This window comes from Mycolicibacterium lutetiense (genome assembly GCF_017876775.1).
Lineage (GTDB): Bacteria > Actinomycetota > Actinomycetes > Mycobacteriales > Mycobacteriaceae > Mycobacterium > Mycobacterium lutetiense.
Map to the genome: position 1 here is coordinate 32,073 of NZ_JAGIOP010000001.1, position 12,785 is coordinate 44,857.

At 66.8% G+C, this 12,785-nt stretch carries 14 protein-coding genes; 9 read left to right on the forward strand and 5 right to left on the reverse strand.

All coding sequences use genetic code 11. The features are described from left to right. Nucleotides 1-330 precede the first annotated feature (330 nt). Nucleotides 331-930, forward strand: coding sequence for a TetR/AcrR family transcriptional regulator (locus JOF57_RS00160; protein WP_209912491.1), 600 nt, complete (start codon nt 331-333; stop codon nt 928-930). Here the strand turns inward: JOF57_RS00160 and JOF57_RS00165 are convergent. Next, on the reverse strand, nt 923-1,399 hold the full coding sequence (locus JOF57_RS00165) for a DUF2834 domain-containing protein (RefSeq protein WP_209912493.1): 477 nt from the start codon (nt 1,397-1,399) through the stop codon (nt 923-925). The two genes, JOF57_RS00160 and JOF57_RS00165, sit on opposite strands and share 8 nt — an antisense overlap. Before the next feature lie 90 nt (nt 1,400-1,489). On the opposite strand from JOF57_RS00165, the gene JOF57_RS00170 reads away from it, so the two are divergent. Together JOF57_RS00170 and JOF57_RS00175 are read left to right on the forward strand one after the other, a co-directional pair. Next, nucleotides 1,490-2,095: a TetR/AcrR family transcriptional regulator gene (locus JOF57_RS00170; protein WP_209912495.1), complete on the forward strand. Its 606-nt coding sequence runs from the start codon at nt 1,490-1,492 to the stop codon at nt 2,093-2,095. Nucleotides 2,096-2,144: 49 nt separating this feature from the next. Beyond that, complete coding sequence (locus tag JOF57_RS00175) at nt 2,145-3,701, forward strand: phytoene desaturase family protein (protein WP_209912497.1); 1,557 nt, start codon at nt 2,145-2,147, stop codon at nt 3,699-3,701. Here JOF57_RS00175 and JOF57_RS00180 read toward each other — a convergent pair. Continuing rightward, complete coding sequence (locus JOF57_RS00180; RefSeq protein WP_209912499.1) at nt 3,698-4,045, reverse strand: UBP-type zinc finger domain-containing protein; 348 nt, start codon at nt 4,043-4,045, stop codon at nt 3,698-3,700. The genes JOF57_RS00175 and JOF57_RS00180 overlap by 4 nt on opposite strands. Nucleotides 4,046-4,078: 33 nt before the next feature. Between JOF57_RS00180 and JOF57_RS00185 the strand changes: the two genes are divergently transcribed. Next, nucleotides 4,079-4,519 (forward strand): SRPBCC family protein, encoded by a 441-nt coding sequence (locus JOF57_RS00185; RefSeq protein WP_064884881.1) that lies wholly within the window; start codon nt 4,079-4,081, stop codon nt 4,517-4,519. Between the two features lie 4 nt (nt 4,520-4,523). On the opposite strand, the gene JOF57_RS00190 is transcribed toward JOF57_RS00185, so the two are convergent. Further along, the gene (locus tag JOF57_RS00190; RefSeq protein ID WP_209912501.1) at nt 4,524-6,191 is read right to left on the reverse strand and encodes an alpha-keto acid decarboxylase family protein; all 1,668 of its coding nucleotides are present in this window, start codon (nt 6,189-6,191) and stop codon (nt 4,524-4,526) included. 17 nt (nt 6,192-6,208) lie between these two features. On the opposite strand from JOF57_RS00190, the gene JOF57_RS00195 reads away from it, so the two are divergent. From JOF57_RS00195 to JOF57_RS00210, 4 genes are all read left to right on the forward strand, one after another. Continuing rightward, nucleotides 6,209-7,291: a CaiB/BaiF CoA transferase family protein gene (locus tag JOF57_RS00195; RefSeq protein ID WP_209912504.1), complete on the forward strand. Its 1,083-nt coding sequence runs from the start codon at nt 6,209-6,211 to the stop codon at nt 7,289-7,291. 59 nt (nt 7,292-7,350) lie between these two features. After that, nucleotides 7,351-8,250, forward strand: coding sequence for a universal stress protein (locus tag JOF57_RS00200; RefSeq protein WP_209912506.1), 900 nt, complete (start codon nt 7,351-7,353; stop codon nt 8,248-8,250). Next, nucleotides 8,243-9,118, forward strand: a complete 876-nt coding sequence (locus tag JOF57_RS00205) for a universal stress protein (RefSeq protein ID WP_209912508.1) — start codon at nt 8,243-8,245, stop codon at nt 9,116-9,118. The genes JOF57_RS00200 and JOF57_RS00205 overlap by 8 nt, the downstream gene beginning before the upstream one ends. Before the next feature lie 64 nt (nt 9,119-9,182). Next, a complete protein-coding gene (locus JOF57_RS00210) occupies nt 9,183-9,632 on the forward strand; it encodes an SRPBCC family protein (RefSeq protein ID WP_209912510.1) in 450 nt (149 codons plus the stop codon). On the opposite strand, the gene JOF57_RS00215 is transcribed toward JOF57_RS00210, so the two are convergent. Beyond that, complete coding sequence (locus JOF57_RS00215) at nt 9,629-11,143, reverse strand: sensor domain-containing protein (protein WP_209912512.1); 1,515 nt, start codon at nt 11,141-11,143, stop codon at nt 9,629-9,631. The genes JOF57_RS00210 and JOF57_RS00215 overlap by 4 nt on opposite strands. A 78-nt stretch (nt 11,144-11,221) precedes the next feature. On the opposite strand from JOF57_RS00215, the gene JOF57_RS00220 reads away from it, so the two are divergent. Continuing rightward, nucleotides 11,222-11,560 carry a hypothetical protein gene (locus JOF57_RS00220; protein ID WP_209912514.1) on the forward strand — a complete coding sequence of 113 codons (339 nt, stop codon included), beginning with the start codon at nt 11,222-11,224 and terminating at the stop codon, nt 11,558-11,560. 13 nt (nt 11,561-11,573) lie between these two features. On the opposite strand, the gene JOF57_RS00225 is transcribed toward JOF57_RS00220, so the two are convergent. Next, nucleotides 11,574-12,743, reverse strand: a complete 1,170-nt coding sequence (locus tag JOF57_RS00225; RefSeq protein WP_209912516.1) for a pyridoxal phosphate-dependent aminotransferase — start codon at nt 12,741-12,743, stop codon at nt 11,574-11,576. Nucleotides 12,744-12,785 lie beyond the last annotated feature (42 nt).

Consider the following 12,785-nt stretch of genomic DNA (forward strand, 5'->3'; position numbering starts at 1 on the left):
CGCGGCTAAGCTGGCACTGGTTCAGAAGATGAAAGCGTGGCGACGATGTCCCGTGCGGTTTGGTTTCCCCGACTGCTGGTCGGGTGTTGTGCCGCTGCAATGGTCTTTGCCCCGTCAGCCACCGCCGAGCCGGCAGCGTTGGATCCGACCGGGAACCGCTCCGGTGGACCGGTTCCGACCGTCAATGGGGTGCCGTGTGTGGGCGGCAATCTGGGGGTCTGTCTGAGCTTCCGGCAGAACCGGCCACCGGCCGCCAGCCCGGGTGCGCGGTCCAGCGTCGGCCATAGCCCCACCGTTCGCCGCTGACCGGCATTACCATGGCAGCCCGAGATGAACAGTCCCACGACGTCGGTTGAAACCGACAACAGCGCGTTCCGGTCGCGGTTACTCGATGCCATGATTCAGTCGGTCATCGAGGACGGATATCAGAACACCACGGTCGCCGATATCGTGCGCCGGGCCAAGACCTCGCGGCGCACCTTCTATGAGCACTTCGCCAGCCGCGAGGAGTGCTTTGTTGCCCTGCTGACCTCGGTAAACACCAAGCATGTGGGTGAAATCGCCGGAAAGGTCGAGAGACAGGCGCCGTGGCAGGATCAGGTTCGCCAGGCGGTCGAGGCGTGGATCGGTTCCTATCAGGCCCACCCCGAGTTGATGCTGGCCTGGATTCGCGATCTGCCGACCATGGGGACCGCGGCGCGGGCGCTGCAGCGCGAGTCGATGGAGAACTTCATCACGATGGTGGAGGTGATGACGAGCTCCGAGGCGTTCCGCTCGGCCGGAGTGTCGATCTCACGGCGCCGCACCATCATGATGATCGGTGGGTTGCGTGAGCTCACCGCGATGACCGTCGAGACCGGCGGCGAGGTGGGGGAGATCATCGAGGACGCGGTGCAGGCCTGCACCGCGATGTTGACCCCGCTCAGCTGACCGCGACCTGGGCCTGCTGGTGGCGGCGCTGCCGTTCGATGGTGGCGAAGTAGAACGCGAAGGCGAAGGCGAAGCTGGTGAACAGGCTCGCGACAAAGAACAACCAGGGGTGACGGATGCCGCGTCGTAGCCCGTCGATGATCGTAAACAGCGGCAGCAGAATGACATTGGCGATCGTGTAGTCGGCGCTGGCCGAGCCCGCGGCGGGGTTGGCGTACCCGAGCGTGATGAATTCCTGCCAACTTCCGGGGCCCCAGATCGGATTGCCGCCCGGTTGGGCGTACTGCGAGACGAACTGCATGTTGAAGTACCAGCAGATCGGGATCGATGCGAGGCCGACGACGTAGAAGGCCAGTTCGACCCGGGACAGTGCCGGCCCGGGCGGGCGGGCAAAGATCCCGGGGTTGAGACGGACCACGAGCGCGACGACCGTCACGCCCAGAATTGCATGAACGATGAGCGACACCATGGCGTGAGCACACTCGCGATCTGAAGTTTTGTCAATATTGACATTTCTGGCCGCCGGGCGACGGCTCGGCGATGCGGTAATTTCACTGACATGGTCAGGCCCGCGCAGACCGCGCGCAGTGAGCGCACACGCGAGGCGTTGCGGCAGGCCGCGCTGGTGCGATTCCTCGCCCAGGGGGTCGAGGACACCTCGGCCGAGCAGATCGCCGCCGACGCCGGGGTTTCCCTGCGCACCTTCTATCGGCATTTCACGTCCAAACACGACCTGCTGTTCGCCGACTATGACGCCGGCCTGCACTGGTTCCGGGCCGCGCTGGCCGAACGGCCGGCGTCCGAATCGGTCCTCGACTCGGTGCAGTCGGCGATCCTGGCCTTCCCTTACGACGTCGATGCGGTGACCAAGATTGCAAGCATGCGCGCGGTGGAACTCGACCCCGACCGGATCGTGCGCCACATCCGCCAGGTCGAATCGGACTTCGCCGACGCGGTGGCCGAACTGCTCGTGGCGCGTCGGGGCCGGGTGCCGCTGGGGGATGACCGGCTGCGGATCGTGGTGACCGCCCGATGTGTCGCGGCTTCGGTGTTCGGGGCCATGGAGTTGTGGATGATCGGCAACGAGGCGGGGGAGCGGTCACTGCCCGAGCTGGCCCGGATGTGCCGGGCCGCGCTGGAAGCGCTGCGATCGGGGCTCGATTGATGTTTTGTCATTATTGACAAAACATTGGGCTCGGTGTCAGCCTCAGTCGATGGCGGAATACGACGCGATCGTGATCGGTGCCGGGCACAACGGGCTGGCTGCGGCGGCCCTGTTGGCGCGGGCCGGAAAGCGCACCCTGTGCCTGGAGGCCAAGCGATATGCCGGCGGGATGGCATCGACCGTCGAGCTTTTCGACGGCTACCGCTTCGAAATCGCCGGGTCGCTGCAGTTCCCCACCTCGGCCGTGGTCAGCGCCGAATTGGGGTTGGATGCCTTGCCGACCGTGGACCTGGAGGTCATGTCGGTATCGCTGCGCGGAATCGGTGACCCGCCGGTCGTCTACTACGCCGACCCGATGAAGATGCTGGGCCACCTCGGTGAGGTGCACGGCGCCGACGCGGTGGCCGGAATGGCGGGCCTGATGGCCTGGAGTCTGGCGCCCACCCGGGCCCTGGGCCGGTTCGACGCGGGCCGTCCGCCTCGCACCCTCGACGAGATGTATGCCTGCGCGGCAACTGAATCCGAGCGGGCGGCCATCGATGATCTGCTGTTCGGATCGGTCAGCGATGTCCTGGACCGTTACCTGCCGGACAAGGACAAGCACGGCGCGTTGCGCGGCATGCTGGCCTTCCTGGCGGTCAACACCACCTACCGGGGACCTGAAACGCCGGGCAGCGCGGCCGCCCTGGCCTACGGCCTGGCGGTGCCCGACGAGAACGCCGTGCTGATGAAGAAGCTGGCGGGCGGGATCGGCGCTCTGACCGACCATCTGCATGCCCTGCTGACCGCCGCAGGGGGTGAACTGCGGTTGCGCAGCAGCGTCGACCGGATCACGGTCGACGCCGGCCGGATCACCGGAGTGCGACTGTCCGACGGCACCGCGATCACCGCGCCCGTCGTGGTGTCGGCGATCGCCCCGGACACCACGGTCACCAAGCTCATCGACCCCGAGGCAATACCGGCCGAGGTGCGTGAGCGGTTCACCCGGATCGACCATCGCGGAAGCTATCTGCAGATGCATTTCGCGCTCGACGGGGCACCCACCTTCGACGCTCCCTACGAATTGCTCAACGACCCGGAAATGCAGGCCGCCATCGGCATTTTCAGCACGCCGGAAGAACTGCAGCAGCAGTGGCAGGACGCCCGCCGCGGGATCGTGCCCGCCGATCCCGCGATCGCCTTCCAGATCCCCTCGGCCCACGATCCGACTCTGGCCCCGGCGGGCAAGCATGCCGCCTCGGCGTTCGCGTTGTGGTTCCCGGTCGAGGAGTCGGCCTCCGGCTACGGCGAACTCAAGGACGAGATGGGCCGGCGGGTCATCGAGAAAATCAGCCGGTTGGCACCGGATTTCGAGAAGCGGATCATCCGGCACACCACCTTCACACCGCGCCATATGGGCACGATGTTCGGTGCGCCGGGCGGCGACTACTGCCACGGCCTGATCCATCCCGAGCAGATGGGCCCCAACCGTCCCGGCCCCAAAGGGTATGTCGGTCAACCGATTCCCATTGACGGTCTGTATCTGGCCAGTGCGGGCTGCCACGGCGGGCCGGGGATCACCTTCATCCCCGGCTACAACGCCGCCAAGGCGGTGCTGGACGACTAACGGTTGTTCAGCTGGTCGACCCAGTCCTTGGGTACCTGCCCCTTCGGCCCGGGCGCCGGCTGGTCCACGGGATGATGCTGCGGCGGCGCAAGCTCGGGCCCGTCGTAGTACTGGTTGGTCTCGAAGTCCCAGAACCAGTCCTCGCCCGGCTCGAACGAGCGGATGATCGGGTGCCCGGTCTCGCGCCAATGCGCCGACGCGTGACGGGCCAACGAATCATCACAGCAACCGATATGCCCGCACGCCGCACAGCGTCGCAGATGGACCCACCAGCCCCCAGCGGCGGTGCACTCCGCGCATCCGGTTCCGCTGGGGAGGGCGGTCTGATCGACCGGATTAGTCATATCGGTGAGCGTAGCCCCGGGTAATCTCGCCGCATGGCAACCAGCGATTCCCGTGAAGTAGTGATCGAGGCGACCCCACAGGAGATCCTCGACGTCGTCGCCGATGTCGAGGCGACGCCGAGCTGGTCGCCGCAATACCAGCGTGCCGAGATCCTCGAGTCCTACGACGACGGCCGGCCCAAGCAGGTGAAGATGACGGTCAAGGCCGCCGGGCTGACCGACGAGCAGGTCATCGAATACACCTGGAGCGAGAACAAGGTCAGCTGGACGTTGGTGCGCGCCGGTCAGCTCAAGGCGCAGGACGCCAGCTACACCCTGACCCCCGATGGCGACAAGACCAAGGTTCGGTTCGACATCTCCATCGATCTGTCGGTGCCGCTGCCGGGCTTCATCCTCAAGCGGACCATGAAAGGCGGCGTCGAGACCGCCACCGAAGGCCTCCGCAAGCAGGTGCTCAAGGTCAAGAAGGGCTAGCCCGTCAGCTCGAGTTGGCTTCCGACGCGGACTGCGCCAACTCGGTCAGCAGTGGCGGGATGTCCATCCGCCCCAGCATCACCTCGACGAACACCATGCGGTCGGGCGTGGCCGCCGCGGTGCTCAGTGCATCGTCGAGTTCGCCGTAGGTGCGGGCCCGGAACGTCAGCGCATCGGAGACACCCAGTGCTGTGGGCAGTTCGGTCCAGCGCCATCCGGTGATGTCGTTGTATTCGGCGGTGACACCGTGGATTGCGCGTTCCACGGTGTAGCCGTCGTTGTTGACCACCACCACGACGGGTGCCAGGCCCTCGCGGCCGAAGCTGCCCAACTCCTGGATGGTCAGCTGCGCGGCGCCGTCACCGATGAGCAGCACCGTGCGGCGGTCCCGGTCGGCGAGTCCGGCACCGAGTGCGGCGGGCAGGGTGTAGCCGATCGAACCCCACAGGGGCTGGCCGATGAACGTCACGCCCGACGCCAACCGGTGGCCGGCCATCCCGTAGAACGACGTGCCCTGATCGGCGAGCACCACGTTGCCGGGTGTGAGGGCTTCAGAAAGCCTGTCCCACAGGATCTCCTGGGTCAACGCGACATACGGTCCGGGCGGGTCGGTGTGCGTCCGAGTGGGAAGCGGGGGCAGCGCCGGTGAGGTGATGCCGCGCTCGGTGAGGATCGCCGTGACGGCCCCGAGCGCGGCCGACATGTCCAGCGGAGCATAGACCTGCCCGGCCACCACGCTCTGGTTCACGCCGATGTCGATGGTGCGGGCCGGGTCGATGCGTTGGCTGAAGAACCCGCTGACCATGTCGGTGAACAACACGCCCGCGGTCACCAGCACCGGAGCGTCCTCGATCGCCTCGCGTACCGAATCTTCGCTGGCCGCACCGGCATAGATACCCAGATAGTTGGGTGAGCTCTCATCGACCAGGCTCTTGCCCCACATCAATGTGGCATGACCGACCGTATCGGCTGCCAACAGCGCGCTGAGTTCGTCGATGCAGTCCAGCCGGTGCACCAGGAAATCGGCGAGCACGGTCAGCCGGTGATCGCCGATCATCTCGGCGGCCGCCGCAGTGAACATCGACAGCGCGCGCGGACTGGTGCCGGCGGTGTAGCGGGGTAGCGGTGCGGTGGGAGGCTCGGTGGGGAACCGGGCCACATCCGTCGCGATCAACAGATAGCCGGGCCGCTTCTGCTCGCGCACCTCGGAGAGCACCCGGTCGATCTCGCGCGTCGCCGTCGCCGGCACCAGATTCGCCTGGGCACAGGTGATCTCGCGACTGATCCGCAGAAAGTGATCGAAGTCCCCGTCGCCCAGGGTGTGGTGAACGATGCGTCGCGCTGCCTGCGAATCCTTGGACGGCGCGCCGACGATGTGCACCACCGGCACATGTTCGGCGTAGCTGCCGGCAACCGCATTCGCCGCCGACAACTCACCGACCCCGAACGTGGTGACCAGGGCGGCCATGCCGCGCAACCGACCATAGCCGTCGGCGGCATAGCCGGCGTTGAGCTCGTTGGCGCCACCCACCCAGCGGAGTGTGGGGTGGGCGAGGATGTGGTCGAGGAACTCGAGCTGATAGTCGCCGGGCACGCCGAAAACCTCGGTCACCCCCAATTCGGCAAGCCGGTCCAGCAGGTAGTCGCCGACGGTGTAGCCGCTTTCTCCCATGCCTTAGTGTGCCTCGCATGACCAACACCGGACCGCTCGCCGGAGTGCGAGTTATCGAACTCGGGGGCATCGGCCCGGGACCGCACGCCGCGATGATGCTCTCGGACCTGGGTGCCGACGTGGTGCGGGTGCGTCGTCCCGGCGGCCTGACCATGCCCGCCGAGAACCTCGATCTGATGCACCGCGGCAAGCGCATCGTGGACCTGGACGTCAAGTCCGAGCCCGGCAAGCTGTTGGACCTGGTCGCCAAAGCCGATGTGCTGCTGGACTGTTTCCGTCCCGGCACCTGCGAACGTCTCGGTATCGGGCCGGCTGAGTGTGAGGCCGTCAATCCGCGCCTGATCTTCGCCCGGATCACCGGCTGGGGCCAGGACGGTCCGCTGGCCACGACGGCCGGTCACGACATCAACTACCTGTCGCAGACCGGCGCGCTGAGCGCGATCGGTTACCGCGACCGCCCGCCGGTGGCCCCGCTCAACCTTGTCGCCGATTTCGGCGGCGGCTCGATGCTCGTCGTCATCGGCATCGTCACCGCGCTGTACGAGCGGGAACGCTCGGGCAAGGGGCAGGTCATCGATGCCGCGATGGTCGATGGCGTCAGCATGCTGGCGCAGATGATGTGGACGATGCGGGCCACCGGATCGCTGCGCGACGAACGCGAGTCGTTCCTGCTCGACGGCGGCGCCCCGTACTACCGGACCTACGAGACGTCCGACGGCGGCTACATGGCGGTCGGGTCGATCGAGCCGCAGTTCTTCGCGCAGCTGGTGGCCGGTCTCGGTCTGGACGCCGCCGCGATCCCCGGGCAGTTCGAACTGGCGCGGTATGACGAGATGCGGGCCATCTTCACGGAGCGGTTCGCCACCAAGACCCGCGACGAGTGGACCAAGATCTTCGCGGGTACCGACGCGTGTGTGACACCGGTGCTCACCTGGGGTGAGGCTGCCGAGGGCGAGCATCTGCTGGCCCGCTCCACCCTGGTCACCGTGGACGGTGTCGCGCAGGCCGCCCCGGCCCCGCGGTTCTCCCGGACCTCGCCTTCGACACCCGGCCGGCCGCCGCAGTCGAGCACCGACATCGCCGACATCGGCTGGACCTGACCGGTGCGCAGGGCCTTTGTACCCTGGCAATCGGGCTCGGAAGCAGCCACGATGGGGGTGTGACTTCCACGGACGCACCAGTAGTAGTCGGAATCAACGGCAGTGACGGGGCGCTCGGCGCGGCCCGCTGGGCCGGCGCGGTTGCCGCGCGGTTCGGCGCGCCGCTGCGCATCGTGCACGCCCTGCCGTCCATCGGCCGCAATCTGACCCAGACCGCAGCAGCCCTGACCGCGGCGATGATGTCGTATCAGCGCGACATGGCCCAGGCGTTCCTCAAGGCCGCGGAGGAGGCCGTGCGCGCCGATCATCCCGAGCTGTCGATATCCACGGTCTCGTTCAACGAACCCGCCGACCAGGTGCTGATCGAGGCCAGCCGGGAGGCGCGGCTCGTCGTCCTCGGCGGTAAGACGGTGACCCCCGCGGCAGCCCTGTTGATCGGGTCGACGGCGCTGTCCGTGGCGACGCGGGCCGCGTGCCCGGTGGTCGCCTTCCGCGGGGATCGGGTCGCCCCGGGGGACGGCCCGGTCGTCGTCGGGGTCGACGACAGTCCCGCGGCCCAGGCCGCACTGGAGACGGCATTCCAGTTCGCCGATCGGTTCGGGTTGGCGCTCAATGCCGTGCGCTCGTTGTCGTTGGCTGCACCGGCGGAGACCGGTGTCTCCATCCCGCTGCTGATCGACTGGGACGGTGTGGAGTCCGCCGAACTGCTGGCGCTGACCGAGACCGTCGACGTCCACAACAAGAACCATCGGGGCGTCGACGCCAAATGTTTCGTCGAGCCCGACTCGCCCGGCAAGGCCCTGTTGAAGCACGTCGAGGACTCCGGACTTGTGGTGGTCGGATCCCGCGGGCGCAACGCGCTGGCCGGTGTGCTGCTGGGTTCGACGAGTCTCAACCTGCTGCACCACAGTCCGGTACCGGTGATGATCTGTCGGGCACAAGGAGATTCGGATGAGTGAGCACGGCGTCCGGCGCGGCATCGTCGTCGGGGTTGACGGGTCGCCGGCATCGGACAACGCGGTGGCGTGGGCTGCTCGGGACGCGACACTGCGGGGCGTCGAGCTCACGTTGGTGTACGCATTGCCGGGTGCCATGTCGCCGGTGTGGTTGGATGTGGCGCTGCCCCAGGAATACTGGGATTATCAGGACCAGCAGGGGCAGGACGTCCTCGATGCTGCCCGCCGGGTCGCCGTGGAAGTGGCCGGGACGCACCCGCTGGACATCATTGCCAAAGCTGTTCCTGGGCATGCGGTTGCGACGCTGATCGAGTACTCGCGGCAGGCTGAGCTGGTGGTCGTGGGTTCCCGCGGCCTGAGCAAATGGGGACGCCGACTGCTCGGATCGGTGAGCTCGAGTCTGGCGCACCACGCCCACGGTCCGGTGGCGGTGATCCCACACAACGAACGCCCGCAGACGGCGCCGGTGGTAGTCGGGGTCGACGGGTCACCTGCGTCTGAGCTCGCCACCGCGATGGCGTTCGACGAGGCGTCGCGTCGCGGTGTCGAGCTCGTGGTCCTCCACACCTGGGCGGACCTGAACTTCGAGTTCCCCGCCGTCAGGTGGGAGGACCTGAGCTCCCAGGCCGAGCGTGCGCTGGCTGAACAGCTGGCCGGGTGGGGTGAGCGGTATCCCGATGTCGCCGTCCGGCGGGTGGTCATGCCCGATCAGCCGGCCCGGCAACTACTGGCTCAGGCGGAAAACGCGCAGCTCGTGGTGGTCGGTAACCGGGGTCGGGGTGGATTCGCCGGGATGTTGCTCGGCTCGGTCAGTTCCGCGGTGGTGCATTCATCCACCGCGCCGGTGATCGTTGCGCGGCAAACCAACTGATTGTTGATAGTCCTCAACACGAAGAACCGCACACGGGACGGCACGCTTCGCTAGATTTGGGGGCGTGGCTGTGCAGGCATCACGCGAGGCGGTTTTCGACGCCTCGCCGGAGGCGATCATGGAGGTGCTCGCCGACGTCGACGCGCTGCCGTCCTGGTCGGCGGTGCACCGTCGCGTCAAGGTCATCGACCGCTATCCCGACGGCAGGCCCCACCATGTCAAGACCACCATGCGGCTGCTGGGCATCACCGACAAAGAGCTCCTCGAGTTCCACTGGGGCGACCACTGGATGGTGTGGGATGCCGAACCCAACCTGCAGCAGCGTGGGCAGCATGTCGAATACAACCTGACGCCCGAGGTGGATCGGACGCGGGTGCGGTTCGACGTCATCGTCGACCTCGCGATGCCGGTGCCGGAGTTCCTCATCAAGCGGGCGAAGACACTCGTTCTCGACGTCGCCATCGAGCGGTTGCGTCAGCGCGTCATGCGGAATCCACGGCACCGACTGCCCTAATCGGTGGGTATCCGGTCCCGCATCGCGTAGGCGACGGCGACGGCCAGTGACGGCTGCTTGGTGCCGCACACGTCGACCGCCATGACGATATTGGACTTGGCGGACAGGGCCTGCGTGCAATCCGGGGGCGCGCTCGACGAGGCCGAATCAGGCATGGACAGAATGCGTTCCTGTACTCCCAGGGTTCCGAGGGTGCGGGCCTGTGCCTCGCCGCGGCGGTTCACCGAGGCAGCTTTGCCCGTGCATTCGTTCCAGCGGTCCAGCGCGCCGGCCATGAACTCCTCGGCCTGGGTAGGGTTGTCAAATCTCATGGCGCGTTGACGTACCCACGTGCCGTCGCCGATGAACTCACGTTCCCGAGAATCCGGTGTTCTCGCCCGATAGTTTTCGGGGACACAGTCTTTGGGCGCCGCAGGGTTGTCACGGGCGGGCGTGATCGTGTCGGGGCCGGTGGCGTTGAGGCGTCCTGTGCCCACCAGTGTCTGGGTGGTCTCGGGGCTGAGCAGGACGGATTCGAGGTCGGACTGCTGGAAGACCCGCACCACCTCGGGGCACTGCCAATACGGGTCGACCGTGCCGCCTTTTGCCACCGGGGTCGAGTTCACGACGCCGGTGATGCGGTGCGACGCATCGGGTGTCACCGTGATGGCGTAGCCCTGCTCGCGCGACCACCGGGCCGGCACCAGAACATAACGACCGCCGTGCGCTTCCAGGACACGTAGGCATTGGTAGCGGTAGACCGGCGCAGCAGGCGGACCTTCGGCGGGCAGGGTCGATTTCTTGACGAGGTAGCCCGGAATGCCCAGTACCTCGGTGGTATCGAGTTGCACTGCGGTGTAATCGCCGTCAGCGGCCCACAGTCCGCCTGCGGTGAAGGCCCCGTCGCGCTTGCCCTGATCGGACGCGTAGATCCTCGTGACCCAGAACAATGCCCCGACCGTGGTTATCACCGCGAGCACGAGCACCGTTCGCTCGGCGATCCTGGGTAGCCGCCCGAGGCTGCCGAGGCCACCGGTGAGGGCCAGCACCGAATAGCCTGCGACGAGCAGCGCGATGCCCGCCACGATCAGCCCCGCCATATAGATCGGGGGAGCACCTTCGATGACCCAGTTGATCATGCTGTACTCGGACGTCAGCCAGACGACGGCCACGATCAACCCCGCTGCACCCACAGCCGCGGACAGCCACGCGATGGTGCGTAGCAATGGGATTCGACGTTCTGAGGCCGCCCACCGCCGCACGCCCACAGTCAGAACCACGAGCAATGCCATCGCGATGAGTACGCGAAAGGCTGCGAAGAAGAACACCCTGATGGTGGTGACGGCGTAGTCGGCCGACGTGTATCCCAGCGTCGACGGATCGACACCGAAGTAGTGGAGTCGGTCGTGGATGAACAGCAGACCGTAGAAATAGCACAACCCGGTGATCACTGACGTCGGTGCCACAACCAGGGCCGCCAGGCTCAGCCACCGTTCGGCGGATTGAGAGAGCGACTTCGTCTCGTCGCTCACGATGGCGGTGTCGCCGGCACGGACGGGGTCGTGGTGGTGGTCGTCGTTGTCGGAAGCGTCGTGGTTGTGGTTGGGGTTGTGGGCGCAAGCGTCGTCGTCGTTGGCGGTGTCGTCGTCGGCTGGGTGAACCCCTCACCCGTGGTCGTTGTCGGGTCCGAGTACGCGGTCGTCGTTGTCGCGGCGGTCGTCGACGGCAGCGGAACCGTCCCGGTCGTCGGGGTGTGTGTCGTCGTGGGGTCGGTGTGGGTCTCGCTATTGCAAGCCACGGCCAACACCGCCGCTGCGGTGATCGCCGCGAGCCCGATGGCCCGCCCAACCGTTGTCGATCCGAGGTTCATCACGGCCTCCCACCAGTGTCTTTACGATGGTGGCAAATTCGGCGACGTCGCGCGCGAGTATCGGGCTACTCGAAATTGAAGCCGGCGCCTGGTCAGCGTCTCCGGAGCACCTCGAGCCGGCGGATCGCCTCTTCCATGGTGTCGTCGCGTTTGCAGAATGCGAAGCGCACCAGGTGATTCCACAGATCGGCGTGCGGAGCTTCGGCGTCGCAGAACGCCGACATCGGGATTGCGGCCACTCCCGCCGTGTGCGGCAGCTCGGCACAGAACTGCGTGCTGTCCGAATAGCCCAGTGGCCGTGGGTCGGCGCACAGGAAGTAGGTGCCGTCGCTGTCGTGCACCTCGAACCCGATGTCGGCCAGTGCATTGCTCAGTCGATCCCGCTTGACCCGGAATGACTCCCGCAGGTCGGCCACCCAGCCGTCCTCGTGATTGAGGGCGTGGGCCACCGCGGGCTGGAACGGCCCGCCGCCGACATAGCTCAGGTACTGCTTGGCGGCGCGCACCCCGTTGATCAACTCGGCCGGCCCGCAGGCCCAGCCGATCTTCCAGCCGGTGACGTTGAACATCTTGGCCGCGCTGGAGATGGTCACGGTGCGTTCGGCCATACCGGGGTACCCGGCCAGCGGCAGGTGCTCGACGCCGAACACCAGCTGCTCGTACACCTCGTCGGTGATCACCAGCAGGTCATGCTCGATGGCCAGCGCAGCGATGGCGCGTAACTCGGCATCGGAGGCTACGGCGCCGGTCGGATTGTGCGGTGAGTTGAGGATCAGTGCACGGGTCTTGGGTGTGACAGCCCCACGGAGTCCGTCCACGTCGATCCCGAAGCCCGCGCCTTCGGCGACCAGCGGCACCGCGATGCGCACACACCCGGCCATTGCGATCACCGGGGAGTAGGAGTCGTAGAACGGCTCGATCACCAGAATCTCCGAGCCCGGTTCGACCAGACCGAGAACCGACGCGGCGATGGCCTCGGTGGCGCCGACGGTCACCAGAACCTCGGTGTCGGGGTCGTAATCGATACCGTAGTGCCGTTTGCGCTGAGCGGCGATGGCATGGCGCAACTCGGGGATGCCGAGGCCAGGCGGGTACTGGTTGTGGCCTTCACCGATGGCCCGCTGCGCCACCTTGAGCATCTCGGCCGGGCCGTCCTCGTCCGGGAAACCCTGGCCCAGGTTGACCGCGCCCAGTCGGCCGGCCAGCGCAGACATCTCCGCGAAGATCGTGACGGCGAAGGGCTGGAGCCGTGTGACAGTCATGTTGCATGAGGCTAATGCGGGAATGATTGCCGCGCTCACGAC

What these genes read in the sequence shown, in the direction of transcription:
- JOF57_RS00160 (WP_209912491.1), top strand. Translation starts at nt 331, where the DNA reads ATGAACAGTCCCACGACGTCGGTTGAAACCGACAACAGCGCGTTCCGG.
- JOF57_RS00165 (WP_209912493.1), bottom strand. Translation starts at nt 1,399, where the DNA reads ATGGTGTCGCTCATCGTTCATGCAATTCTGGGCGTGACGGTCGTCGCG.
- JOF57_RS00170 (WP_209912495.1), top strand. Translation starts at nt 1,490, where the DNA reads ATGGTCAGGCCCGCGCAGACCGCGCGCAGTGAGCGCACACGCGAGGCG.
- JOF57_RS00175 (WP_209912497.1), top strand. Translation starts at nt 2,145, where the DNA reads ATGGCGGAATACGACGCGATCGTGATCGGTGCCGGGCACAACGGGCTG.
- JOF57_RS00180 (WP_209912499.1), bottom strand. Translation starts at nt 4,045, where the DNA reads ATGACTAATCCGGTCGATCAGACCGCCCTCCCCAGCGGAACCGGATGC.
- JOF57_RS00185 (WP_064884881.1), top strand. Translation starts at nt 4,079, where the DNA reads ATGGCAACCAGCGATTCCCGTGAAGTAGTGATCGAGGCGACCCCACAG.
- JOF57_RS00190 (WP_209912501.1), bottom strand. Translation starts at nt 6,191, where the DNA reads ATGGGAGAAAGCGGCTACACCGTCGGCGACTACCTGCTGGACCGGCTT.
- JOF57_RS00195 (WP_209912504.1), top strand. Translation starts at nt 6,209, where the DNA reads ATGACCAACACCGGACCGCTCGCCGGAGTGCGAGTTATCGAACTCGGG.
- JOF57_RS00205 (WP_209912508.1), top strand. Translation starts at nt 8,243, where the DNA reads ATGAGTGAGCACGGCGTCCGGCGCGGCATCGTCGTCGGGGTTGACGGG.
- JOF57_RS00225 (WP_209912516.1), bottom strand. Translation starts at nt 12,743, where the DNA reads ATGACTGTCACACGGCTCCAGCCCTTCGCCGTCACGATCTTCGCGGAG.